The organism is Natronincola peptidivorans, from assembly GCF_900111615.1.
GTDB classification, from domain to species: domain Bacteria; phylum Bacillota; class Clostridia; order Peptostreptococcales; family Natronincolaceae; genus Natronincola_A; species Natronincola_A peptidivorans.
Genome location: NZ_FOHU01000015.1, coordinates 31756 through 54519, shown reverse-complemented (window position 1 = coordinate 54519; position 22764 = coordinate 31756). Strand labels below are relative to the sequence as shown.

The following is a 22764-nucleotide window of genomic DNA, read 5'->3' as shown; positions in this document are numbered from 1 at the left end:
AAGACTAGGGGAGATATAGGATGAAGGGTAAAGTGATATTCGTTGCAGCTATTTTGCTTGGATTGGTTACCTCTATGATGATCTATGGCTATTTAAATAAGGCTAAAGAAACAATGAATACAACGGAGTATATAGAGATTGTCATAGCAGTGGAGGACATTAATGCCAATACAGTTGTTTCAGCCAATATGGTAGAGTTGAAGGAAATACCAGCAGCTTATAAGCACCCTAATGCAGTGACGGATGTAAAGGAGGTAACAGGAAAAATTGCATTAATTCCTATTACTAGGGGAGAAAGTATATTATCCAATCAAGTGATTTCCTCAGGAGAGCATAAGCAAGGGCTGGCCTATAAGATTCCCCAAGGGAAAAGAGCGCTGTCTATAGCAGTGAATGAGGTCAGTGGTGTATCAGGATTACTGAAGGTAGGAGATAGAGTAGATATCATCACCACCATCAACGCTGGGGAGGATCCGCCTATTACCTACACCTTGGTAGTACTTCAGGATATTGAGATTTTAGCGGTTGGAAGGAACATCAATCAGCATTCTAACGAAAATCCTGAAGCAAAAACTGTCACTGTGGCGGTATCCTTGGAGGATTCCCTGCCATTAAAGCATGCCAATCAAAGAGGGGCCATCAGCTTAATGCTCCGATCGCCAATTGATGATAGTAAAACCGAGCCTGAAGCCTTTCAGGTGGAGGATTTTCTTGAAGAATAACAAGACTGTGAAGAGGAGGGGGGAAAGGAATGGATAAAATTAGAGTGTTGATAGCAGATGATATTATGGAGACTCAGGGCTACTATGGCAGTTTGTTGTCTAAAGCAGAAGATATACAGGTGGTTGGAGAAGTAACCAACGGTGAGGATGCCATTAAAAAAACCCGACAGCTTCTCCCTGACATCATTATTATGGATTTAAACATGTCAATGATGAATGGTATAGCTGTAACAGAAAAAATTACCTTAAGCAATCCTGATGTAGCAGTGATTATGGTCAACAGCCATGAGGATTTTCAACAGATGAAAAAAGCAATGCTGGCAGGGGCGAGAGATTGCTTAATCAAACCCTTTCAGCCAGAAGATTTACTGGATGCTATCCGTAGAACCTATCAAATAGAGAAAAAGCGTATTGCAAACTTTGAATCAGTAAAAGTACATCATAAAAAGCAACACAGCAATACCCCTCAAATCGTTACTGTTTTTGGTACAAAGGGAGGGGTAGGGAAAACCACTCTTTCTGTTAACATGGCGGTAGAAATGGCGAAAAAAAGCAGTAGAAAGATCCTGTTGATAGATTTAGACCTGCAGTTTGGAGATGCAGCCATCTTTTTAAATATATTACCGAAAAAAAGTATTGCAGAGCTGGCGCAGGAAAAGAACAAGCTGGATATCTCCCTTATAGAAAGCTATCTTGTACCCCATGTTTCTGGTATTAAGCTGCTGCCTGCTCCCCTTCGTCCTGAGGATTCTGAATTGATTACCAGTGATTTTATTATGGAGCTGTTAACGGTACTGAGGGATCATTATGATTATATTATCATCGATACACCACCTTTATTTCATGATACAGTGTTAAGTGCCTTGGATATGTCCAATCAAATCGTAATGGTGATGTCGATGGACTTACCTGCGGTAAAAAATATGAAGCTTAGTCTTGATCTACTGGACACCCTACATTATAAGGGAAAAATAAAGCTCATCTTAAATAGAGCCTCTGAAGAGTTTGGCATTACACCTAAGGATGTTGAAGAAACCTTAGATTTTCATATTGCCAATCAAATGCCCAGCGATGGAAAACTGGTGGTACGGGCTGCCAATCGTGGCGTGCCGTTTGTCATGAATAAATCCAGTGCCAAAATAAGCAGAGCTATTGAGGAAATTGCCCAAATGGTGGCGGAGGATTATGGCTATCAAAAGGAATTAAAGGAAGTCAGCAGCAAAAGATCTGGATTTAAAAGATTATTTAGTTAGGGGTGACAGATGTGTCTCTACTCCAGAGGATAGAAAAACAACGCTTAACAGAAGAGGATGTAGCCACAAAAACAAAAGCACCTATTAAAGAAGAAAAACAAGACAAGTATGGAGAGCTTAAAAATAAAATTCATAAGGAAATCATTGAAAAGTTGGATAAAGAGCTAAAGCAAGGGAAAGCATCGGAGGAATTCCTTGCCCAAAGAGTAACAGAATTGATTACCTCCTGCTTAGATAGGGATGCAGGCTTTTTACCCTATTCTGAAAGGCAGGGAATTACTTCTGATATTATGAACGAGGTGCTGGGCTTTGGTCCCTTAGAATCCCTATTAAAAAATGATGCCATTACAGAAATTATGGTGAATGGACCAAAGCAGGTTTATGTTGAAAAAAGTGGAAAAATCACCTTATCAGATATCGTTTTTAGAGATCATGAACATGTCCTGCACATTATTGACAAAATCGTATCTCCTATTGGAAGACGGATTGACGAAAGTATGCCGATGGTAGATGCTAGATTACCGGATGGTTCAAGGGTAAATGCCATCATTCCCCCCCTTTCCTTAAAGGGACCCTGTATTACCATAAGAAAATTTTCCAAGGATCCCTTTAAGATCCAGGATTTAATTCGTTTTGGCACCTTGACCCCAAATATGGGTAAATTTCTAGATGCCTCCGTCAAAGCCCGTCTCAATATTTTAATCTCTGGAGGCACCGGCAGCGGTAAAACCACAGCCTTAAATGTACTGTCCTCCTTTATACCAAACCATGAAAGAATTGTTACCATTGAGGATGCGGCGGAGCTGCAGCTCCATCAGGATCATGTCCTTTCTCTAGAGACAAGGGCCTCCAATATAGAAGGTAAGGGGGCTATCACTATGCGGGATTTAGTAAAAAACTCCTTAAGAATGCGCCCTGATAGAATCGTTGTAGGAGAGGTGCGATCCGGAGAGGCATTAGACATGCTGCAGGCCATGAATACAGGTCATGATGGGTCCCTTACAACTGGACATGCCAATTCACCTAGGGATATGCTGGCTAGATTGGAAACGATGGTGCTGATGGCAGGGATGGATTTACCTGTTCGGGCCATACGAGAGCAGATTGCATCTGCCATCAATATTATCGTACAGCAAAGCAGAATGAGAGACGGTAGCCGAAAAATCACTCATATCACAGAGGTTTTGGGTATGGAGGGGGATACCATCGTGATGCAGGATATCTTTAACTATATGCAAAAAGGACTGGATGATAAAGGTAATATCATTGGGGAGCATAGGGCAAGTGGAATTGTACCCAAGTTTTTAAATCGAATGGAGGAGGAAGGTATTACCTTGCCAAAGGATATCTTTATACCTTCTCTATAGAGATGAGGTGGTCACATGGAAGGTTTTATAGCAGGCTTTAGCTTTATCACAGTGGTTTTAATGGTACTAGGCATACATGCTATCATGACAGGAGAAAAGAAAAGGGTTTTGAATAGAATGGCTTTTTATACAGATAGCAATCTTCAATTGGAGGAGGAGGAGCTCCAAAAAACCAGGAGAAGCTTACATTTAAAGGAGCTATTAGGGTTATTTGGAAAAGCCTTTGCAACAAAATCCTATACAAAAAAGATAGAAAAAGAGCTATTGAAGGCAGAGATTCCCATGAAGGGGGAGGAGTTTATTGTTTTATACTTTTTTATCTTTGCCTTTGCTATTACAGCCGGTATGGTATTTTGGAAAAGCATAGGTCCCACAGTAGTATTGGGAGTCTTAAGCTTAATACTGCCTAATGTTTTTATAAAGAGAAAGAAGGCAAAAAGATTTGAAAAACTAAACCATCAAATCGGCGAAGGATTAACAGTGATGTCCAATGGTCTGAGGGCAGGATACAGCTTTCAGCAGACCATTGATTTGGTCAGCAAGGAAATGTCAGGGCCATTGGCAGTAGAGTTTGGGAAAACCACAAGAGAGATTAATTTAGGCACACCAATCGATCAGGCATTAATGAATCTTACCGATAGAGTAGAATCTGATGATTTAGAGCTATTGGTTACAGCTGTTTTGATTCAAAGGCAAATAGGAGGTAACCTAGCAGAGATATTAGATAATATTTCCTCCACCATTCGAGAACGTATTCGAATCAAGGGTGAGATCAAGACTTTAACGGCACAGGGCAGAATATCAGGTCTAATTATTGGTCTGCTGCCGCCAGTGATGTTTGTAATTTTAATGCTGATGAATCCCTCCTATATGAACGTAATGCTGGAGAGAGAAATTGGCTGGATGATTTTAGCGGGAGGGGTAGTATCTCAAGGATTAGGAATTTTCTTTATTCAAAAGGTTATCAATATTGAGGTGTAGGAGGAGGTTAGTATGATAGGAATTATAATTTTAAGCTTCCTAACTTTTTTTTGTTTGTTTTATGGTGCTGGGAATATTATTTTTGCAAACAAGCTATTAATGGAGGCACGATTACATGGTATTAAAAACAGGCACAGGAAAAATCAGTATTATATAAATGAAGAGCTGCAGTCCTCCTTTGCTGATAGAATAATAAAGCCATTATTAAAATGGATTTCCACTATCACCCAAAGGTTTACTCCCATCAGAAAAAGAGACATCATAGAAAAAAAGCTATTACTGGCAGGAAACCCATGGAATTTAAGCGGGGCTGAGTTTATTTCTCTCTATTATGCAGTAACGGTGATGATGGGAATTGTTGTTTTTGTCATTGCGTTCCTCTATTTTGACAGTTTGTTTATACAGCTGCTAGGGTTTTTATGGGGATTAATTTTTGGCAGACTGTTGCTAGACCTCCTATTAAAGCTGAAAACTAGAAGCCGTCAGATGGAAATAGGCAAGGAGCTGCCAGATGTACTGGATTTACTGACAGTAAGCGTAGAGGCAGGTTTGGGCTTTGATGCTGCCATAAAAAAGGTAGTGGAAAAAACCACTGGCCCCATTTCCTCTGAATTCAATAAAACCCTGCAGGAAATGAAAATGGGAAAACCCAGAAGGGATGCCCTAAAGGATTTGACCAATAGAACGGGGGAAGAAGACCTTAACAGCTTTATTGGCGCTATTGTACAGGCAGACCAAATGGGGGTTGGTATTGGAAAAGTGCTGAGGGTACAATCGAAACAGATGAGAATTCGGCGAAAGCAAAAAATAGAGGAAAAAGCCATGAAGGCACCGATTAAAATGCTGTTACCTATGGTATTTTTTATTTTTCCAACGATATTTATTGTGTTACTAGGACCTGCAGTAATGCAGATTATGGAAGCCATGAGGTAATAGCTATGAAATCTTATACTATTTATAGAATAGAGAAAAAGGAAATATTATTAGAGAAGGCAGCTTTGGCAGACAGTTTTTTTATCAGACTAAAGGGACTTTTAGGCAAAAAGCATATTGAAGAAGAGGAGGGTATGATTTTTTACCCGTGCCGCTCTATTCACTGCTATGGGATGCAATTTCCCATTGATATCGTATTCTTAGATGACAACAAAAAAATCCTATCCATTAGGGAAAATATAAAGCCTGGTTCTAGAGCCCATGATAAAAATGCCTGCTATACCATAGAGATGAAGGCAGGAGTAGCAGCTAAAAAGCAACTGGAGGCAGGAGAGACTTTAGAGATATCTTAAAAAATTGTTGATATCCTACACTAGGAGATCAGCATTCTCTTTAGTGATAAATCAATATTGCTGTGGAAATAATGATGTACTTATGATATATTCATTTATAGGTTGATTTGACTGTAGGAGGATATATCCATTGAAAAGTAAAAACATCTCAAAGCAGATTTTAATATTAGCATGGCCTGTTATACTGGAGATGATGATGCATACATTAGTATGGACAGCTGATACCGCTATGGTAGGAAGACTGACACCAGCAGCTATTGCTGGTGTAAATCTTGGGGCCCATATCATGTTTTCCATGGGTCATATTTTTGGTGCCCTAGGGATAGGCGCTACCGCTATGGTGGCAAGGCATATTGGTGCTGGTGAAAGAGATAAAGCAGAATACATAGGGGCTCAAGCCTTATTAATAGGCATCCTTATAAGCATCATGGTGGGAACACTCCTAATCATAGGGGCTAAGCCCATTTTTCAAAGAGTAGTACAGGACCCGGAGGTTATCATCCTAGGAACAGATTATCTAAGAATCGTATCTATTGGTCTTTTCTTTTTTATACCATTAATGATAGGAAATGCAATGCTTAGGGGAGCAGGTAATACCGTGATTCCCTTAGTATCTGCTATTGTTGCCAATACCTTTAACATCGTTGGTGACTATGTTTTGATTTTTGGAAAATTTGGTTTTCCTGAGTTGGGGGTAAGGGGGGCAGCCATTGCAACCGGTACTGCACAAGCAGTTGCAGCCATGGTAACCTTATACTTCCTATTGAGGGGAAAATCAGGTATACAGCTGAAGCTTAGCTATTTATTCAAATGGGATTTTAAAGCCATAAAGGCGGTGACAAATCTCAGTATACCCGCTGGCTTAGAGATGATGATGAACGAAGGCAGCAGACTGGTATCTGCATTATGGATTGCCCAGCTGGGAACCATCGCCTATGCCGCCCATTCTCTTGCGGTAGCGGCTGAATCCATCTCCTTTATGCCGGGATATGGTTTTGCTATTGCAGCCACAACTCTAGTGGGACAAAACTTAGGGAACAAAGACATAGAATCTGCCGATAAGAGTGCAAAAAAAGCTACACTTTTTGCTGTTTTACTCATGGGATCCGTGGGGATATTGTTCTTTATGATACCCCATACTATTATGGCACTATTTAGTACTGATAGAGCTACAGTAGCCACTGCAGCCATGTGTCTAAGGGTAGGTGCCTTTGAGCAGATTCCTATAGCCATTGGCATGACAGCCTCAGGGGCACTCAAAGGGGCTGGGGATACAAAGGGACCCTTTAAAATCGCCTTAATTACCAATCTATTGATAAGATTACCCTTGATTTACATGGTGGTATTTGTATTTCAGCTGCATGTTGCCTATGTATGGGGAGTTTCTGTTATACAGTTTATTGTAGAGGCATCTTTGATGACAGCACGCTACAAAAAAGGCAGCTGGAAGGAAGTCAATGTAGATTGGCAGCAGTAAAGAAAGTAATTACATTTGTCTAACCTTTCATGTTATAATATAATGCAGAAGAGCATATATACATTTACAGAAAGAAGGGCTTGCATGTTTATTAATTCTATTAAAACAGGGGTTTTAAAAGGGCTTGAGACTACTTGGATGCTAGCAAAGGTGATTATTCCTGTATATTTTGTTGTAACCTTCCTTCAGTACACACCTGTCATTGACTGGATTGCTTACTTATTCACCCCTCTAATGACAGTTTTTAATCTACCAGGGGAAGCAGCAATTGTATTAGTAATAGGAAATCTACTAAGCTTATATGCAGCGATAGGTGCAATGAAAGCCATTGCCTTAACAAATCTAGAAATAACCATTATTGCAGTGATGCTTTCCTTTTCCCATGCACTATTGGTGGAGACAGCAGTAACAAAAAGACTGGGGGTAAGTGTAATCAAGGTTGTTTTAATCAGGGTAGGGCTAGCATTAGTAGCAGGACTGATTGTAGGAAGGGTAGGTGCAATCCTATGATAGAGATCATAAAGGAAGCTACCCTAGGCAGTGTAGGCACCATAACCACTATCATGAAATATGTTATTCCAATCATGGTGGTGCTACAGCTCTTTAGGGACTACAAAATATTAGACAAAATCGTAAAACCTTTTGAATTTTTTTCCCGAATTTTTAATATCTCCAAAAGCTCTGTGACACCTTTATTGGTAGGTATCATCTTTGGACTTTCCTTTGGAGCAGGGGTGATTATCCAAACAGCAAAAGAAGGCAATCTATCAAAGCGAGATCTGTTTCTTATGGTAGCCTTTTTAGCGGCATGTCATGCAATTATAGAGGATACCCTTATACTTGTGGCAGTAGGTGCCAATGGATTTATTTTATTAGGCTCTAGACTTGTAGCTGCATTTATAATGACCTATTTATTATCAAAGTACGTTTCTATAGAAGATATTGAGGAGTTGGAACAGGCGGCTGCGAAGGAAGTATAAATTTTGGGGAAAACAACGATAGGGGTTGTAAATATGAGCTTTATAGAAGCGTTCCAGGAGATACAAGCTCTGATAACACAGGACTTAGGAAACAGAGGATTAACAAAAAACATATATCTCGAGGATTTTCGGTATGCTATAGAGGAATTGTATGAAGCTTCCATGGTGATGATTGTTACTGGTTTTTGTATAAAGGAAACCATGACAGGAGAAACAGATGGTCCGTTGGGAGCTGCTTCACTAGCAAATGGGTTGCTCCAGCTGGACAAGAAAGTGGTATTAATAACAGATAAGTACTCACAGGAACTAATAGAGGCTTGCTGTAAAAGCTTAAACATAAAAATACCTATAGAAGTTGTACCCTTTGATGGGTCTGATGATTTTTGCAGGCATTTACTAGAAAAATACCAGCCATCCCATATCGTGGCCTTAGAGAGACCAGGCAGAGCAATGGATGGGGGTTGTTATTCTATGGATGGAGAAGATCTAAGAGATATCATTCCAAATACTGACCTGCTGCTGAGAAAGGTAGTGGATAAAAACATAGTAACCATAGCCATAGGAGATGGCGGCAATGAAATGGGGATGGGAAAGGTAAGATCTATCCTTTCTCAATGTCTTCCAGAGGGAGAAAAAATATCCGCCATCACAGCCGCTGACTATTTGGTGATAGCTGATGTTTCCAACTGGGGAGGACATGCCTTTGTAGCAGGACTTTCCTTATTAGCTTCTCAGCGGTTATTACATAATGAGGAGATGGAGGAAAGAATGCTGGGGGCTATTGTACATGCAGGTGCTGTAGATGGATGCACTAAGGAAAGAACAATGACGGTAGATGGATTGAGCCTAGAGACCAATCTACTGATACTAAATGGATTGCACACTATTCTCAATAAATATAGCGGTAGTAAGGTAAGGGAAAATATGCATTATGAAGCATTACAATATAATTAATTCAGACTGTTCAAAAATCTTCAAATTCGAGGCGCAAGAAAACCCAGCGACTGCAGCGTATAGGTAATACGTAAAGGTGCTGGGTTTTTGAAGTAACGAAGAAAATGGGGGTTTTTCAACAGCCTAAAAACCTGTATTGTATGAAAAATATAGGTTTCTTTTTGTAAAAGAATACCTTCTTTAATAAAGCAAGTCAATTAATTACGAATGATTTATCTAGATTTATAAGTGATAAAAGTATAAAATTATAGTTAAGGAAATAGTTGTATAAATTATGGATATATGTTCTACCAATAATTTGTATTTTTTAGATATGTATAAAGGAGGAGGAAATGTTCTATGTTAAAGGAAAAGGCAGAAAAATACTATAGCCCTGAGTGTGATTTAAACTGTGCAGAAGCTACACTATATGCCATAAATGATGCCTACGATTTACAGCTGACAAAGGATGCCTTAAAAATGATGGCTGGTTTTGGTGGAGGCATGGCGATAGAGGAAACCTGTGGGGCTGTCACTGGAGCTATTGCGGCCCTCAGCATTATGTTTGTTGAGGATAGGGCCCATGAGGGAGATCGAATTAAAAGTATTGTAAAAAAGCTGTTTCATAGGGTTGAGGAAAAGCTTGGAACAGCGAATTGTAAATTGTTAAAGGAAAAATATCGTCATAATGATGAAGAAAAATGTAAGTATATTGTGCTGGCGGTGGCAGAGGTAGTGGAGGAAATTATTCAGGATGAGGCCCAAAAAAATAAATAAGTCTTACATCTATGAACGAGATGAAAGAAAGTGTTATTTTTGTGAAAAGCCATTGCCCTTTCAGCAAACCAGCTTAGATCACTATCTTCCTAAAAGCAGGGGAGGTCCTAACGATATTTATAACATTGTTCTAAGCTGTAAAAGGTGCAACAAATACAAAAAAAGCGCTGTTCCAAAGGACTATGAAGAGGTGATAATAGCCTTATTTAAGCAAGGGGTAAAGGATAGAAAGATTATAGCTGTGAATATTAAGCTGCAAAAAATACTAGAAGATATTGAAGCCATTCATAGAATTGAAGAGATTGGAGACTATGTGGTTTTTCAAAGCAATAATAAAAGGGTCTATGTAAAGCATAATAAAATAGTAAAGCTTGTGGTCATAGGTAATTATGAAGGAAATTGATGTTAGAGAAATAATAAGAGGATAAAAACCACAAAAAATACAGCCTTTAGAAGCCTTCAAAAAAATGGATTTCGAAAAAAAATTTTGTGGTGCTGTAGAAAATAGTTATTTTTATGATAGTTTATTGACCACCTTTAAAAATATCACCTTTAATTCCCTCGTATTTAAATGATAGTTATGCAAAAAATAATATCAATTTTAAATACAAAAGAGGTGAATTATTTTGAAAAGGCGAAAACTATTGAACCCCAATAAGTTAAAAGCCATAGATAAATTTAACTCAGAAATGAGTGGCGAAATAGGAGACATAGATAAATCTATAGAAGGCAAAAGTACCAATAGTGGTGGACTTATGGATCCTATTATACCAAAAGACCCTAATGACCTGAAGCTAGAGATAGGTACAGAGACAGGCATACCCAATGATGACTTAATAGATGATTACTTTATGACGGACGACATGTATGTAGACACTGGTGATCTTATACCGAGAGAAATCATTGAAGAGGCGGAAAGACAATTTGCTAATGAGAGAAAGGATGAGCTGGATTGATTTCCAGCTTTTTTGTTTGCAAAGGATGAATACATAAAGGTTGATACAAAAGTTATTTTGATAGAAGACAGTAGTAAGTGATTTTTAATATAAGGAGGAGTTTGTCACTATTTGTAGAAAATAAATAATGAGAAATTAATTTAGTTAAAAAATGTAGTCACTTCTCTTTCGACAAAAAAATATGGAGGTAAATCTTTTATGGGCATCTTATTAGGACTTTTAGGTATTGGCGTTGTTTTTATCTCTTCTATTTTTCTGGCTATAAGTTTTTACAGGAAAAAAGAAAAAAAGTATTATATTATTGTGGGAGCTGTTGGATTGTTATTATGTTTAGCAGGTGTGGGATTAGACGTTATGGAGAATAGAGATGCAGGTAATAATAGGGCTATAAATCCTCCTATTGAAGAAATCGAATCATTATCCATAGATAGTGATATGAATACTGACTTAGAGGATGAAGGTATTAACAGTTCAACTACAGCATCAATAGACGACGACACAGAAGAAAGCTTATACAATCAAGATCATATAGGTTATGAAGGTTTGAAAATACCAAGAGAAGCTATTACAGAATTCTTTTCAAATGATGAATATGGCTTTATTTTTACAGAAGAAGCAGATCCAGAAGGCATTCCTATGGTGATAGGAAGCTCAGCAAAGCATCCTACCACACGTATAACGATTTTAGGCTATAAGGAGAATATAAAGATGGCGGGTATTATGTACGGCATCGATGGTAAGCATATTGTTGCTTATGACAGCAAAAGACTAAAAGAAACATTGGCATTAGAAGTTGAGCTAGTGGGACTATTATTTCCTTCAGATAAATTCAACCAAGTAATAGATTGGTCTGTTAGTACATTAGAGGGAATAGACCTTCATGATGAAGACGGCTTAGGTCCATTTAGCAATACTTTTCATGATAAGAAGATGACAGCTGTTTATGGTATAGCAAATAATCATGTAATAAAACTGTCAAACATCGAAAACATAAAAGACACAGACAATGATGCTGATAACAATAATTTTGCTATCGATCCTATAGAGAATGAAATTGCTGAAGATAAGTTCATCACTGAAGAAGAAGCTATCCATGCTATTATGACTTTGAGTGAGATTGCAGATGCTACAGAAGGGGAAGCATCCTTTCAAATAACTCGCTATCCATCAGAAGACCACCCCTACTACGAAATGAGAGTTTTTAAAAATCAAGGGACACGTGTTACCACCATCAGTTTTTATAATGTAGATGGTTATACTGGAGATGTTTCAAGAAGACTATGATGATAAAAAAAACTACCTCTTCCCTACTTATGTGGGGCAAGGGGTTTTCTGCTTTCCAGAAACCTATGTTTTCAAGATAAGCTCTGAAATGATAGAGGATGCTTCGTTCTTCTCTTTCAATAAAGTCGAAGTTTATCGAATATTTATTGGAGGATATTGGAATTATTTCGGGAATATTTGTTAGATGATGTTGGTTTGAATAATGGCAAAATAAAGGGGGTAATTACTGATGAAAATTAGATACCCAGAAATGGGGATATGTGGTCTTGCCTGTCAATTGTGTCCTCAGTATCATACAGATGCTAAAAGCAGATGTGGAGGGTGTAAGAGTGAATCACGAATGGCTCTTGGATGTCTGTTTATCACCTGTGCTATTAAGAAAAAAAAGATTGAGTTTTGCTGGGAATGTAAAGAGAGCCATGATTGTGAAAAGTGGAAGAAGCACCGTGAAGCGGGAACAAAATATGATTCCTTTAAATGCTATCAAAAGCTTGAGGAGGATATTGATTTTATACAGGAAAAGGGTTTTGAAGAATATAAAAGATTGATGGATATAAGAGAAGAAATCCTAAAGGATATGTTAGATAATTTTAATGAAGGTCGTTCCAAAAGCTACTATTGCATCGCTGCCACTGTTATGAAAATCGAAGAGTTAAAGGAAGCATTAAGAAGAGCCAAAGAAAAATCCCATGGCTTAGATATGAAGAGCAAAGCAAAAGTTTTACGCTCACTATTAGAGGAGATCGCAAAACAGGAGGGATACTCTGTAAAACTCCGTAAAAAAGGTGATGAAAAATAGATGGCATCAAAGGGAACAGTCCTGTCTGTTTACATACAGATAAGGCTATTCTTCTAAAATGCCTATGATTTCTCTATAAGAGGAGAGGATTGTCTTGGAATACACCCATAGAATTCTAATATTATATCATTCGGGAGCCGGCAGCACAAAAACAATAGCTGAACTTTATTATGAACAGTTAGATATGTATTCTATTGATATAAATCCAATTGGATTAGAATATGATTATAAAAAATTGCATGATTATAGCTTTATTATTTTTGCTTTTCCTACATATCATTGTAGTCCTTCACCTTCTATGATGCAGTTTATTAAAAATATGCCGACGTTTGACAAACCAAAGAAGGCTTTTGTATTTACTACATATGGTCTTTTGTCAGGAAATGCTTTAAGAGAATTCATCAAAGAGTGTTTACCTAAAAATATAATTGTAAATGGATATTCGGTATATAGAGCACCTGCTGCCGATGGAGCATTGCTTTTGCCACCAATACCTTTTATGTTTGATTTTGAAAAAAATATAGCTTTAAAGATAAAGTCGGATATAAAAAGAATACAGCAGATGATTCATTCTGAAACTTGTAAAGTCCAATGTCCATCCTATAAGCTGTACGAAATACTAAACTATCCCAATAAAGTCGGGGGGAAGGCTTATAGGCATAAATTAAAAGTACTAGAAAATCACTGTGTGAATTGCAAAAAATGTGCTGATGATTGCATAAGAAAGTGTTGGAATACAGCGGGAAAATATCCTCAATATAAAGGAGAGGAATGCGAATTTTGCTTTAAATGTGTACATCATTGTCCTAATGAAGCTATAATAATATCCGCAAAAACTAGAAAAAGAACTAAACTGAATGAAAGCTTTTATCAGGATTTCAAGGAAAGGATAAAAAATGAATTATTGTGATAGGCTAAAAGGCTTTGTCAATGGGGGATGCTATATATAATTATTCCCATAAATAAAGGAGGGGATAACTTATGGAGTATATTCAAGCGGGTTTAGCACTATTAATGGTGTTTTTTATAGTCATAGCAATCGTAAGAATTTGGATGAAATTCGCAAATCATATTGGGGAAACCCTTGGGATAGGAAATTTTCTAATTAAATTATGGGAAAAAATAAGGAAAATAAGTGATATGTAGATGGATATTTACTTTATCTTATTTATAAAAGACCTAGTAGAGGCATAAGGTGAAAAGCAAAATCATATTGAAAAGGAGTAGGTTTGGTGAGGGAAATCAATTGGAATATAGTGATGAGGTTAAAACTTTTCTTATTAATGGTCATTATATTATTAGTTTTTTATGTAGTCGTTGGGGGAATCATATTTGACCTCGAAATAAATTGGAATATAGTGATAATTACTTCTCTTATCTATGGCATCTTTGGTGCTAATAATTATCAGGAAATCAAAATCCAAATACCGATAGAGGATAAAGAAAGTTTTTCAGTATTTCTCAGGAATTATTTAGAATGTACTGGGTTAAAAATTATAAATGAGAACAATGATCTTTTCATAGTAAAACCAAAGTTTAATTGGGTAGATAGATGGATATCTAGCGGAAGAATTACTTTAACAGTTGAGGAAAATCAGGCAATAGTAGTTGGTCCTAGTATTTATGTGGAAAAAATAAAGATACTTATAAAGGCTACATTTTAATTGGAGTTGCAACAGTTATATATAGCTTAAAGACTCCATAGGTTTTATTAACACCACCAAGTTCTCACCTAGTAAACTATGCAATGGAATTAACAAATTGATCCTACAAGGTTTGATTTTTACGTAATTACTTCAGAATAAATAGCAATTAAAATATAAGACGTATATCTATAAGAGGAGGATACATCATGACTCTTGATTCTAATAATTTGGAAGAAACACAAAAGGATAGCGGGATGCCTGAAAAAGAATGTAGTCAAATTCGTCCGTGGGTAAGGTATTGGGCCCGTGGCATTGATTTTCAAATATGGGTAGTAATTATGGAGAGCATAAGGTTTATAATTCCTGAGGATCAAATGATATGGTTGGATATATCTACTTGGGGTATTTGGAAAGGTCTTGTAGGTATATTCCTTTGGGGGATCATAGGCAGTTTATTGACGATGGCAGTATGGAGTTTCCTTGAGGCATACTTGATATCACGATATGGCTGTACCCCTGGCAAATGGATTTTAAATATTAGGATTACTAAGGAAGACGGAACTAAGCTGTCTTATCAAGAGGGATTAAGACGAGTTTGGGGGGTGTTCTTTTATGGAGAAGGGCTTTTTATACCTATTGTTTCAGCCATCACAAATATAATGTCCTATACCAAGCTTACTAATGATGGTATAACAGAGTGGGATGAAATGGGGAAACATAAGGTTACACACAGCACCATAGGAACTGTAAAGGTACTTATAGCAATAGGTATATTAATGATTCCTGTTATTAAAAACTATATTAATATATTAGCTTGATTCGATATAAAGATCAGTAACAAATGCCTATAGGTTAGATAAGAGGACGTTGCAAATACACAGTACGTTGGTGTACCAAGCAAAGCTTAGCATTATTTTACAGGGTGGAAGTCCCTATTGGACAAGGTCTAACCAACCACTCATACTGAGGGTTGCACCGAAGCTGGGGTATAATTTGTAGTCTTCTTAATATAATGTCTTTGGGAGTGTATAATTATTGGGAAAATCTAAAAATCAAAGCTTTGAGCTTCTTATTATTAAGGTTATACATACGATTATTTGGACATTTTTTGTTCTAATAATATTTTATATTCTTTACACTGCAATAATCGACGAGATGAATCTATACACTTGGGTTGCAATTGTGTTAGTTATCGTTGAAGGATGTATACTTCTTATCAACGGATGGCGTTGTCCCCTTACCAATATTGGAAAGAAATATACAAGCAATACAGAGGTTGGATTTGATATTTTTCTTCCTAAATGGCTGGCCAAGAATAACAAAACAATCTTAACCACGATTTATTTGATAGGTATAATGTTCGTTATTTACAGATTATTAACATAATACATATTCAATAAAGAAAAAAAGATTTGATAATGTATATATTCATAATACAGGAAGGATTATGGGGAGGATTGATTTGTCTGATGTTATTGGGTGTCAGATGGATTATTTGCAACATAGAAATCAAGTGTTACACAAAAATGTTTAAAGATTATATTAGAGGAGGGATTATGTGAAAAGAACTATAGGATTTCTATTTATTTTTACCATAGTTTTGCTCATTGGATGCAGCCAACAGGCTGTAAAAGATACAAGTAATCCCATCTCAGAAGAGCTGTTTTTTGATAAGAACAATGCTGAAGAGCTTTCATTTTCAATAAATGGAGTTAATTTTTTTGATGAAGTTATTTCTACCTACTATTCAATGCCGAACTTAGCAAAATATAAATTCTATAAAATAGAAGATATGCTTTATGCAGATTATTATTTTCTAGAAGATTCAACAAGAGAGGAAATACAAAATAGTAGGCATATGTTTATGGATGTTTTTATAGTCAACAAACCAAGACCTTTAGGAATATCACCACCTAGAGAACTAGTTGAAATGAATTTAAGATGGAGTGAAGTAAATTATAGGGTATTTATAGGGAATATAAAGGTCATTGAACAGAATATGCTGTTAAGTGATAATACAATAGAAAGTAATTATTTTGAGGATTCTAGTATGGAGCTATCATCTAGAGCTATACTGACAGAAGAAATGCAGCAATTTAAGAGGAAGATAGAAAGAAAATACTGGTGGAGGATTAAGGAAGTTTCTTTCCAAAAAAGCTTTAAGGGGGATGTACTATTTATTAAATTTGAAAGTAGAAATCACATGAAGGATGATGCTATTGATTATATAAAAGAGGAAATAGAACTGAATTTAGCTAATGCCCTTGCAAAGTCCTCGGAAGAAATATATAAGACAAACCAAGATTATTTAGGTATTGTTATAGAGTTTTATAAAGGAGATACTAGGTATTATGAAAAAACTTATTATAATGCCAAAGAAAAGTATTGGTTTAGTGAATATTGGGGAAATCATGACTTCTTTAGGCTTAGCCAATAAGACGTCTTAACATAGGAGGATTTTTTATGAGATTTGATTCTAAGAAAGATTTATGGCTTGGACTTTTAATTTGGATTTCTATAGGTGGAGGACTTATTGCTTCAATTATGAGTAAAGCCTGGTTTGCTATAATTCTAATGTTAGGAACCGCAGGTTTTATTGGTTGGATATGGTTTGGTACAAGATATTATATTTCCGGGGAAAATCTTATTGTAAAATGCGGCCCTTTCAGTGAAAGAATATTAATAAAAGATATTAAAAGCATAAAAAAACACGTAATCCGCTTTCATCTGCAGCACTTTCTATTGATAGGATTGAAATAAGGCATGGTTACTCCGGCATGACATTGATTTCTCCAAAAAATAGGGATTATTTTATTGAGCTGATTTTGAAGGAAAATAACAACATAGATATTAGAATATAAGGCAAAAGACAAATAAGACATCACATCCCTTCACCGCAGCCAAGCTTTGAAGGGGATACAGCCGGGAGGTGGTATTGATGAATAGCCAAGTAGATATTATTATAGAAAAGATGAAAACAACTGATGGGGAATCTATTCATTTAAAAAGATGGTCACCTAAAGATTGCTCTCCAAATCCAGTGGTGGTTCAAATTGTTCATGGAATGGCAGAGCATATTGAGCGTTATCATGATTTTGCTAATGCATTAGTGAAGGAAGGCTGTATTGTCTATGGGAATGATCACAGAGGACATGGGAAAACAGCAAAGGATCCTAAAGAATTAGGATATTTCGCTGATAGAGATGGATGGGAGAGAGTCATTAACGACTTACATGAAATCACTGAAAAAATAAAGCAAGAATATCCTCAAGGAAAAATTATCTTATTTGGACACAGCATGGGATCTTTTTTAGCCCGGAGATATGTGCAGCTATTTCCTAAAGCAGTAGATGCCTTAATCTTAAGCGGTACAGGATATAGTAAGGGACTCTTAGGCAAAATTGGCATAAAAGCTGCTGTGCTGAGCAAACTGATACATAATAAAAGGAAGCCAAACAAGTTTTTAGATACGCTAGCCTTTGGAGGCTTTAATAAGCGGTTTCAACCGAATCAAACCAATTTTGATTGGTTGAGCAGAGACGCCAAAGCCGTTGAAACTTATGTAGAGGACCCACTATGCGGATTTATTTTTACAACGGGAGGATTTTATGATCTTTTCAATGGTATTGAAGCGCTTCATCAAAAAGAAAATATAGAAAAAACACCTAAGAACCTGCCTATTTATATCCTTTCAGGTGAAAATGATCCTGTGGGGGATTATGGAGAAGAGGTTAAAAAGGTTTATCAAGCCTATGAAAAGCTTGGGATCAAAGATATTCAATATAAGCTATATACAGGGGGACGACATGAAATGCTAAATGAAATCAATAAACAAGAGGTTTATAATGATATCATTCATTGGATCAAAACAACTGTCAATACAGTGAAACAAATGGAGAATACTAAAGACCAACAGTAAATAAAATCATAAAGATCTTCAACAGCATTGTGGATATAAAAAAGACGCAGAAAAATGATGGAGATAGAGGGAGGTTATTATCTATGAAGCTTGTAGCTTTGACGGGGGCAGGTATTTCAAAGGCCAGCGGGGTACCAACATTTGACGAGTTGGGGGATATAAGGGATAAATTAAGCAGAGAATATTTCAATGAACATCCTCAAGAGTTTTATGATATTCTGCTTAAAATGAAGGATATCATTACATCATCAAAGCCCAATAGGGCTCATTTAGCCTTAGCAGAATATAAAATACCGATTGTCACTATGAATGTTGACGGACTCCATAGGGCAGCAGGCAGCAAAGAAATTATTGAGATCCATGGCAACTTGGACTATGTGTCATGTAAAGGATGTAAGGAAGACTACCCCTTTGAGATACTTCGCAAATCTATTTACTGTGGAGGATGTAATCAACTGCTGGAGCCTAATGTTGTTTTATATGGAGATGAGATTCCTCAATATTTTGATGCTATCAATCTCATTGATTCAAGCAACAGACTTTTAGTTGTAGGAACCTCCTTTTATACCTCAACAGTAAATGATTTGGTTTTTATGGCGGAAACAGCAGGGATAAAAGTAGATATCATTAATGCTGAAGCGGAAATAGAAGTAGAGAAATACTTAAAAGAGGTTTTAAAGCATCAAGAATCGTTCAGCGAATGAATTAAATTTCATTCTACAAAAGGGAAGGGCAATTGGATATCACCATCATCTAGAGATTCTCTATGACACGGGGACGTTTTGGATGTCATATAAGAATACCAAGAGGATAAGTGCTAGAGTATGCAGATACTGATGGTAGAATACCTAGAGAAATCATTGAAGAGGTTGAGAGACAATTTGTCAATAAAAAACAGGATGAGCTGGATTAATTTCCAGTTTTTTCATTTTAAGTAGAAATCATGTATAATATAAATATATACATAAAAGATAATGGAGGTGGTATTATTGAAAACATTTATACTTTTTGTAACGACAATAAATGTTATTTGTCTTTTTATGCATGAGTTTGATGCCTTTTATGTAGAGGAATGGAAAATGCTAGGTTTTCTTAAATCTTTGAAAAGCAGAACCCAATATCTAGTGTTTCTGTATTTTCATGTATTTTTTTGCGGATTTTTCTTTTATTACCTATGGTCTGTATTTCATTTTATAAATTTTCCTCTTTGGATAGGGATAAATGTTTTGGGGGTTCTGCATTTAATCATTCACTTAATCGCTAGGAAGTGGGAAACAAACGTGTTTAAGTCTTTTTCTTCTTTTCTATTTATAGGAGGCGCCGCTGTCACTGGGATGATTAATTTGATATTTTACTCTTACTATCTTTAGTTTTTAGGAACTGAATGAATCTGATTTTAAAACACCCGGGAGAATTTCATCTGTCACCTGAGCAGTCTTTTAAAATATCTCTTCCTCCCATTGATTACCATAAAAATTAATCTCATACTCATGATGGATTTGCTGTATGTCTGCAGCCCTTAAAAGAAACTCAGTATAGTCCTCCCACATGCAGAATGCATAAATTACTAGATCAATTCCTTGTATGTCTGGATTTTTTCTCATTAATTTATCCTCAAACATACCCTTCAGTTTGCTAATGGTCATGGATACTGCTAAATCATCTGCACGAGCTTTTCGTCTAGCTGAGGCACTATCATAACCAAATTCTTGTGCTATAGCATTTTCAATCTCAATAGCCTCCTGATACCAAGCTGCAAGATCTTCATCTGCTTCCTCCAGATTTCGTCTCGATGTTTCTTCCATTTGCTGCAATGTTTTCAGTGCTTCTTCAGTAGATACCATAGGCAAATGATTTTGTGCTTCTTGGTACAAAACTTTTCTTCTAATGATTTTATTGAATGCTTCATTATCCTCCAGGATTTTGTTCTCTTCTTTTCGTCTTATGTCTTCAAGATACCTTATTTCGTGCGCTGACAAATTTGTCTTATCAAGCCCCAAAAGGCTTTCAGCAGTATCTATTTGTGAATCTTCCCCAACTATTGTGCCTACAGCAAAAGCTTCTACTACCATTGAGACATATCTGCTATCCTCAATTTCTTTTTCTATATCTGTGCCGGTAATTTTTTCTCCATTAACAATGGCTATAACGTCTTTTCCCTCCATATTATCCACATTTATTCTAGTATCTTTTGTACAGCCTATTGATAAGAGTAATAAAAGCAGCATGGACAACACAGCTATATCTTTATATCTATTCATCTTTAAAGCACCTCCATTTAGCATAACTAGTTCATTATAGACAATCATGGGGCAAGGACATACATGTATTTGTTTTACTGATGTATTTTACTATGTTGGTCAAATTATATCAAATTTTTCATTTTCAGACTAGGTCCTATTCCTTTGGTAGATAAAATTAAGCAGCTTTGATGGCAAACAAAAGGTCCCTGTGGCCCCATCTGGAGGTGGGCTAAAATATTTATTGAAGGTGATCGCTGCTTTTCTACCTTTTTTTAAAACATCCTTTATCTTGTCATAATTACATGTTAATAACAAGTTGATTTTATGACAAACATAACATATAATAACAGTATAAGGGGAGGTGTAACTATGTTAAATTCTGAACTGACAGGTAAGAGATTTAATGAGTTGCGAAATAGGATAGGACTGACACAAAGTCAAATGGCTCAGTATCTAGATGTTGATCAGAGCTATATTTCAAAATGCGAGAAAAATGAAAGACAATTTAGTGTAGATATACTTGAAAAGGCAGCAGAGCTATTTGGCTGCACAATAGAATACTTTACAAATGAATCTAGCGAATTTATGCCAATACCTATAGCTCTTAGAGCAAAGAGTGTAGCCATGGAGGATTTAGAGACAATAGCGGCTATGAATAAAATTGCTCTAAATCTGCGATTCATGGAAGACTTGCTTGAGGGGGAATAGATTTGAAAGAGAAAATAGAAATAAATGGGGAAGCCATAAGCTTACGTAAGAATTTTGGGGAGGACAGCCACTCTCCTATTGATATCTTCTCTTTACTTCATAATAATGATGACTTAACCATGGTTTTTTATCCTATGAGTAGTCAAATGAGTGGTATGTGCATTAAGGATAGGAGAAATAAAATAATCGGTATTAATTCAACCTCAACTTATGGGAGACAGCGTTTTACAATCGCTCATGAACTGTATCATTTATTTTTTCATGAAGACTATAAAAGCATTGTGTGCTCCAAAGATCTTGAGATAAATAAGGATCCACAGGAAAAAGAAGCAGATCTGTTTGCATCCTATTTTTTAGCACCTTATGAGTCTTTGACAGACTTTATAAAAAATAAACTCAAAAAAGAAAAGCTATATCTAGAAATAGGCGATGTTGTAAAAATAGAACAATACTATGGATTAAGTAGACAGGCGACATTATGGAGACTAGTCAATGATGGATATTTAACCCATGAAACAGCCAATGCCATGAAGAAGGGGATCATAGCTTCTGCAATAAAGCTTGGTTATGATGATAAACTGTATATACCTACACCAGAGGATAAGCAATATGCTACCTTTGGCAAATATATTAAACTAGCGGATCAAATAAAAAGCAAGGGCCTCATCTCAACTGGGAAATATGAAGAAATATTGCTAAATGGTTTTAGAGGAGACATTGTTTACGGTCATAATGAACAAGAGGAAGAAAATTATGACTAATAAACTGTTTTTTGATACAGATTGCATATCTTCTTTTCTGTGGGTAAAAGAAGAAAATATATTATTTAAATTATATCCAGGAAGAATTGTATTACCTAAGCAAGTTTATAATGGATTATCAAATCCAAGCATTCCCCACATAAAGCGTAAAGTGAATCAGCTTTGCTTGAGTGGAGATATTTTCACCAAAGAAATTTTAACAAACACAGATGCCTATCAGATTTACTATGAATTATCAATTGCTCCATCTAAAGGAGAAGGAATTATAGGTAAAGGTGAAGCAGCAGCTATAGCTTTAGCAAAGACACATGAAGGAATTATTGCCAGCAATAATCTTAAGGATATATCCAAATACGTGGGAAAATATCAATTGGAGCATGTGGATACTGCAAGCATATTAGTAGCGGCATTAGATGCTGGGTACATAGACGAAACAGCTGGAAATCAAATATGGAGCAATATGATTTCTAAAAGAAGGATGCTGCCTACCAGCTCCTTTACAGATTACCTTAAAACGATAAAATAATGTTTTACAACAAGATCAGCTAATTATATGGTTGGTCTTTTTTGCATAATGAAGGCTAAGAAGGCCAAGGGGACATGGCGATTGCCCTTGGTTTTATAAAAGGGTTTTATGCTTGCATGGAGAAGGTAATAGTATAGAATTGCATA

At 36.3% G+C, this 22764-nt stretch carries 28 protein-coding genes and 1 pseudogene; 28 read left to right on the top strand and 1 reads right to left on the bottom strand.

The window, feature by feature from the left end; genetic code table 11:
* The first annotated feature begins 20 nt into the window (after positions 1–20).
* The 25 genes and pseudogenes from cpaB to BMX10_RS18615 all read left to right on the top strand — a co-directional run bounded on the left by cpaB (position 21) and on the right by BMX10_RS18615 (position 19750).
* Complete coding sequence (cpaB, locus tag BMX10_RS14030) at positions 21–722, top strand: Flp pilus assembly protein CpaB (RefSeq protein ID WP_090445597.1); 702 nt, start codon at positions 21–23, stop codon at positions 720–722.
* 29 nt (positions 723–751) lie between these two features.
* A complete protein-coding gene (locus BMX10_RS14025; protein ID WP_090445595.1) occupies positions 752–1975 on the top strand; it encodes a CpaE/TadZ family protein in 1224 nt (407 codons plus the stop codon).
* 11 nt (positions 1976–1986) lie between these two features.
* Positions 1987–3342: a TadA family conjugal transfer-associated ATPase gene (locus BMX10_RS14020; protein WP_090445592.1), complete on the top strand. Its 1356-nt coding sequence runs from the start codon at positions 1987–1989 to the stop codon at positions 3340–3342.
* Between the two features lie 15 nt (positions 3343–3357).
* The gene (locus BMX10_RS14015) at positions 3358–4323 is read left to right on the top strand and encodes a type II secretion system F family protein (protein WP_090445589.1); all 966 of its coding nucleotides are present in this window, start codon (positions 3358–3360) and stop codon (positions 4321–4323) included.
* A gap of 12 nt (positions 4324–4335) precedes the next feature.
* On the top strand, positions 4336–5256 hold the full coding sequence (locus tag BMX10_RS14010; protein ID WP_090445586.1) for a type II secretion system F family protein: 921 nt from the start codon (positions 4336–4338) through the stop codon (positions 5254–5256).
* 5 nt (positions 5257–5261) lie between these two features.
* The gene (locus BMX10_RS14005) at positions 5262–5609 is read left to right on the top strand and encodes a DUF192 domain-containing protein (RefSeq protein WP_090445583.1); all 348 of its coding nucleotides are present in this window, start codon (positions 5262–5264) and stop codon (positions 5607–5609) included.
* A gap of 130 nt (positions 5610–5739) precedes the next feature.
* Positions 5740–7086 carry an MATE family efflux transporter gene (locus BMX10_RS14000; RefSeq protein WP_208976151.1) on the top strand — a complete coding sequence of 449 codons (1347 nt, stop codon included), beginning with the start codon at positions 5740–5742 and terminating at the stop codon, positions 7084–7086.
* 84 nt (positions 7087–7170) lie between these two features.
* Entirely contained in the window at positions 7171–7596 is a 426-nt protein-coding gene (locus BMX10_RS13995) for a nucleoside recognition domain-containing protein (protein WP_090445580.1), read from the top strand.
* Positions 7593–8066 (top strand): nucleoside recognition domain-containing protein, encoded by a 474-nt coding sequence (locus BMX10_RS13990; protein WP_170834833.1) that lies wholly within the window; start codon positions 7593–7595, stop codon positions 8064–8066. Before BMX10_RS13995 ends, BMX10_RS13990 begins: the two co-directional genes overlap by 4 nt.
* 3 nt (positions 8067–8069) lie before the next feature.
* A complete protein-coding gene (locus BMX10_RS13985; protein ID WP_139176460.1) occupies positions 8070–9020 on the top strand; it encodes a DUF4392 domain-containing protein in 951 nt (316 codons plus the stop codon).
* Positions 9021–9359: 339 nt separating this feature from the next.
* On the top strand, positions 9360–9776 hold the full coding sequence (locus BMX10_RS13980) for a C-GCAxxG-C-C family (seleno)protein (protein WP_090445574.1): 417 nt from the start codon (positions 9360–9362) through the stop codon (positions 9774–9776).
* Positions 9754–10179 (top strand): HNH endonuclease, encoded by a 426-nt coding sequence (locus tag BMX10_RS13975; RefSeq protein WP_090445571.1) that lies wholly within the window; start codon positions 9754–9756, stop codon positions 10177–10179. The genes BMX10_RS13980 and BMX10_RS13975 overlap by 23 nt, the downstream gene beginning before the upstream one ends.
* A gap of 223 nt (positions 10180–10402) precedes the next feature.
* Positions 10403–10732, top strand: coding sequence for a hypothetical protein (locus tag BMX10_RS13970; protein WP_090445569.1), 330 nt, complete (start codon positions 10403–10405; stop codon positions 10730–10732).
* A gap of 198 nt (positions 10733–10930) precedes the next feature.
* Positions 10931–12016 (top strand): PepSY domain-containing protein, encoded by a 1086-nt coding sequence (locus BMX10_RS13965; protein WP_090445566.1) that lies wholly within the window; start codon positions 10931–10933, stop codon positions 12014–12016.
* A gap of 229 nt (positions 12017–12245) precedes the next feature.
* Positions 12246–12815 (top strand): DUF3795 domain-containing protein, encoded by a 570-nt coding sequence (locus BMX10_RS13960; RefSeq protein ID WP_090445563.1) that lies wholly within the window; start codon positions 12246–12248, stop codon positions 12813–12815.
* Between the two features lie 94 nt (positions 12816–12909).
* Positions 12910–13725 (top strand): EFR1 family ferrodoxin, encoded by an 816-nt coding sequence (locus BMX10_RS13955; RefSeq protein ID WP_090445560.1) that lies wholly within the window; start codon positions 12910–12912, stop codon positions 13723–13725.
* Between the two features lie 71 nt (positions 13726–13796).
* Positions 13797–13961: a hypothetical protein gene (locus BMX10_RS18090; RefSeq protein WP_170834832.1), complete on the top strand. Its 165-nt coding sequence runs from the start codon at positions 13797–13799 to the stop codon at positions 13959–13961.
* 86 nt (positions 13962–14047) lie between these two features.
* Positions 14048–14479, top strand: coding sequence for a hypothetical protein (locus BMX10_RS13950; RefSeq protein ID WP_090445557.1), 432 nt, complete (start codon positions 14048–14050; stop codon positions 14477–14479).
* A 188-nt stretch (positions 14480–14667) separates the two neighbouring features.
* Positions 14668–15279 (top strand): RDD family protein, encoded by a 612-nt coding sequence (locus BMX10_RS13945; RefSeq protein WP_090445554.1) that lies wholly within the window; start codon positions 14668–14670, stop codon positions 15277–15279.
* 217 nt (positions 15280–15496) lie between these two features.
* Positions 15497–15847, top strand: coding sequence for a hypothetical protein (locus BMX10_RS13940; RefSeq protein ID WP_090445551.1), 351 nt, complete (start codon positions 15497–15499; stop codon positions 15845–15847).
* 172 nt (positions 15848–16019) lie between these two features.
* Positions 16020–16898, top strand: a complete 879-nt coding sequence (locus BMX10_RS13935; protein ID WP_090445548.1) for a hypothetical protein — start codon at positions 16020–16022, stop codon at positions 16896–16898.
* Positions 16899–16924: 26 nt separating this feature from the next.
* A pseudogene (locus BMX10_RS13930) lies at positions 16925–17322 on the top strand (PH domain-containing protein).
* A 77-nt stretch (positions 17323–17399) separates the two neighbouring features.
* On the top strand, positions 17400–18380 hold the full coding sequence (locus tag BMX10_RS13920) for an alpha/beta hydrolase (RefSeq protein WP_090445540.1): 981 nt from the start codon (positions 17400–17402) through the stop codon (positions 18378–18380).
* A gap of 83 nt (positions 18381–18463) precedes the next feature.
* Positions 18464–19084 carry an SIR2 family NAD-dependent protein deacylase gene (locus tag BMX10_RS13915; protein ID WP_090445536.1) on the top strand — a complete coding sequence of 207 codons (621 nt, stop codon included), beginning with the start codon at positions 18464–18466 and terminating at the stop codon, positions 19082–19084.
* Between the two features lie 270 nt (positions 19085–19354).
* Positions 19355–19750: a DUF6713 family protein gene (locus BMX10_RS18615; protein ID WP_408633605.1), complete on the top strand. Its 396-nt coding sequence runs from the start codon at positions 19355–19357 to the stop codon at positions 19748–19750.
* A 69-nt stretch (positions 19751–19819) separates the two neighbouring features.
* Here BMX10_RS18615 and BMX10_RS13905 read toward each other — a convergent pair whose 3' ends face one another.
* Positions 19820–20641 (bottom strand): hypothetical protein, encoded by an 822-nt coding sequence (locus tag BMX10_RS13905; RefSeq protein WP_090445530.1) that lies wholly within the window; start codon positions 20639–20641, stop codon positions 19820–19822.
* Positions 20642–20992: 351 nt separating this feature from the next.
* Between BMX10_RS13905 and BMX10_RS13900 the strand changes: the two genes are divergently transcribed.
* From BMX10_RS13900 to BMX10_RS13890, 3 genes are read left to right on the top strand one after another with little or no spacing between them, the layout of a single operon-like run.
* The gene (locus BMX10_RS13900) at positions 20993–21331 is read left to right on the top strand and encodes a helix-turn-helix domain-containing protein (RefSeq protein ID WP_170834831.1); all 339 of its coding nucleotides are present in this window, start codon (positions 20993–20995) and stop codon (positions 21329–21331) included.
* A gap of 2 nt (positions 21332–21333) precedes the next feature.
* Entirely contained in the window at positions 21334–22092 is a 759-nt protein-coding gene (locus BMX10_RS13895; RefSeq protein ID WP_090445525.1) for an ImmA/IrrE family metallo-endopeptidase, read from the top strand.
* On the top strand, positions 22085–22618 hold the full coding sequence (locus tag BMX10_RS13890) for a PIN domain-containing protein (RefSeq protein WP_090445521.1): 534 nt from the start codon (positions 22085–22087) through the stop codon (positions 22616–22618). The genes BMX10_RS13895 and BMX10_RS13890 overlap by 8 nt, the downstream gene beginning before the upstream one ends.
* Positions 22619–22764 lie beyond the last annotated feature (146 nt).

What these genes read in the sequence shown, in the direction of transcription:
- BMX10_RS13905 (WP_090445530.1), bottom strand. Translation starts at nt 20,641, where the DNA reads ATGAATAGATATAAAGATATAGCTGTGTTGTCCATGCTGCTTTTATTA.
- BMX10_RS13980 (WP_090445574.1), top strand. Translation starts at nt 9,360, where the DNA reads ATGTTAAAGGAAAAGGCAGAAAAATACTATAGCCCTGAGTGTGATTTA.
- BMX10_RS13975 (WP_090445571.1), top strand. Translation starts at nt 9,754, where the DNA reads ATGAGGCCCAAAAAAATAAATAAGTCTTACATCTATGAACGAGATGAA.
- BMX10_RS13990 (WP_170834833.1), top strand. Translation starts at nt 7,593, where the DNA reads ATGATAGAGATCATAAAGGAAGCTACCCTAGGCAGTGTAGGCACCATA.
- BMX10_RS13995 (WP_090445580.1), top strand. Translation starts at nt 7,171, where the DNA reads ATGTTTATTAATTCTATTAAAACAGGGGTTTTAAAAGGGCTTGAGACT.
- BMX10_RS13965 (WP_090445566.1), top strand. Translation starts at nt 10,931, where the DNA reads ATGGGCATCTTATTAGGACTTTTAGGTATTGGCGTTGTTTTTATCTCT.
- BMX10_RS14025 (WP_090445595.1), top strand. Translation starts at nt 752, where the DNA reads ATGGATAAAATTAGAGTGTTGATAGCAGATGATATTATGGAGACTCAG.
- cpaB (WP_090445597.1), top strand. Translation starts at nt 21, where the DNA reads ATGAAGGGTAAAGTGATATTCGTTGCAGCTATTTTGCTTGGATTGGTT.
- BMX10_RS18615 (WP_408633605.1), top strand. Translation starts at nt 19,355, where the DNA reads ATGGAGGTGGTATTATTGAAAACATTTATACTTTTTGTAACGACAATA.
- BMX10_RS14015 (WP_090445589.1), top strand. Translation starts at nt 3,358, where the DNA reads ATGGAAGGTTTTATAGCAGGCTTTAGCTTTATCACAGTGGTTTTAATG.
- BMX10_RS13960 (WP_090445563.1), top strand. Translation starts at nt 12,246, where the DNA reads ATGAAAATTAGATACCCAGAAATGGGGATATGTGGTCTTGCCTGTCAA.
- BMX10_RS14005 (WP_090445583.1), top strand. Translation starts at nt 5,262, where the DNA reads ATGAAATCTTATACTATTTATAGAATAGAGAAAAAGGAAATATTATTA.
- BMX10_RS13920 (WP_090445540.1), top strand. Translation starts at nt 17,400, where the DNA reads ATGAATAGCCAAGTAGATATTATTATAGAAAAGATGAAAACAACTGAT.
- BMX10_RS18090 (WP_170834832.1), top strand. Translation starts at nt 13,797, where the DNA reads ATGGAGTATATTCAAGCGGGTTTAGCACTATTAATGGTGTTTTTTATA.
- BMX10_RS13945 (WP_090445554.1), top strand. Translation starts at nt 14,668, where the DNA reads ATGACTCTTGATTCTAATAATTTGGAAGAAACACAAAAGGATAGCGGG.
- BMX10_RS13915 (WP_090445536.1), top strand. Translation starts at nt 18,464, where the DNA reads ATGAAGCTTGTAGCTTTGACGGGGGCAGGTATTTCAAAGGCCAGCGGG.
- BMX10_RS14010 (WP_090445586.1), top strand. Translation starts at nt 4,336, where the DNA reads ATGATAGGAATTATAATTTTAAGCTTCCTAACTTTTTTTTGTTTGTTT.
- BMX10_RS13900 (WP_170834831.1), top strand. Translation starts at nt 20,993, where the DNA reads ATGTTAAATTCTGAACTGACAGGTAAGAGATTTAATGAGTTGCGAAAT.
- BMX10_RS13890 (WP_090445521.1), top strand. Translation starts at nt 22,085, where the DNA reads ATGACTAATAAACTGTTTTTTGATACAGATTGCATATCTTCTTTTCTG.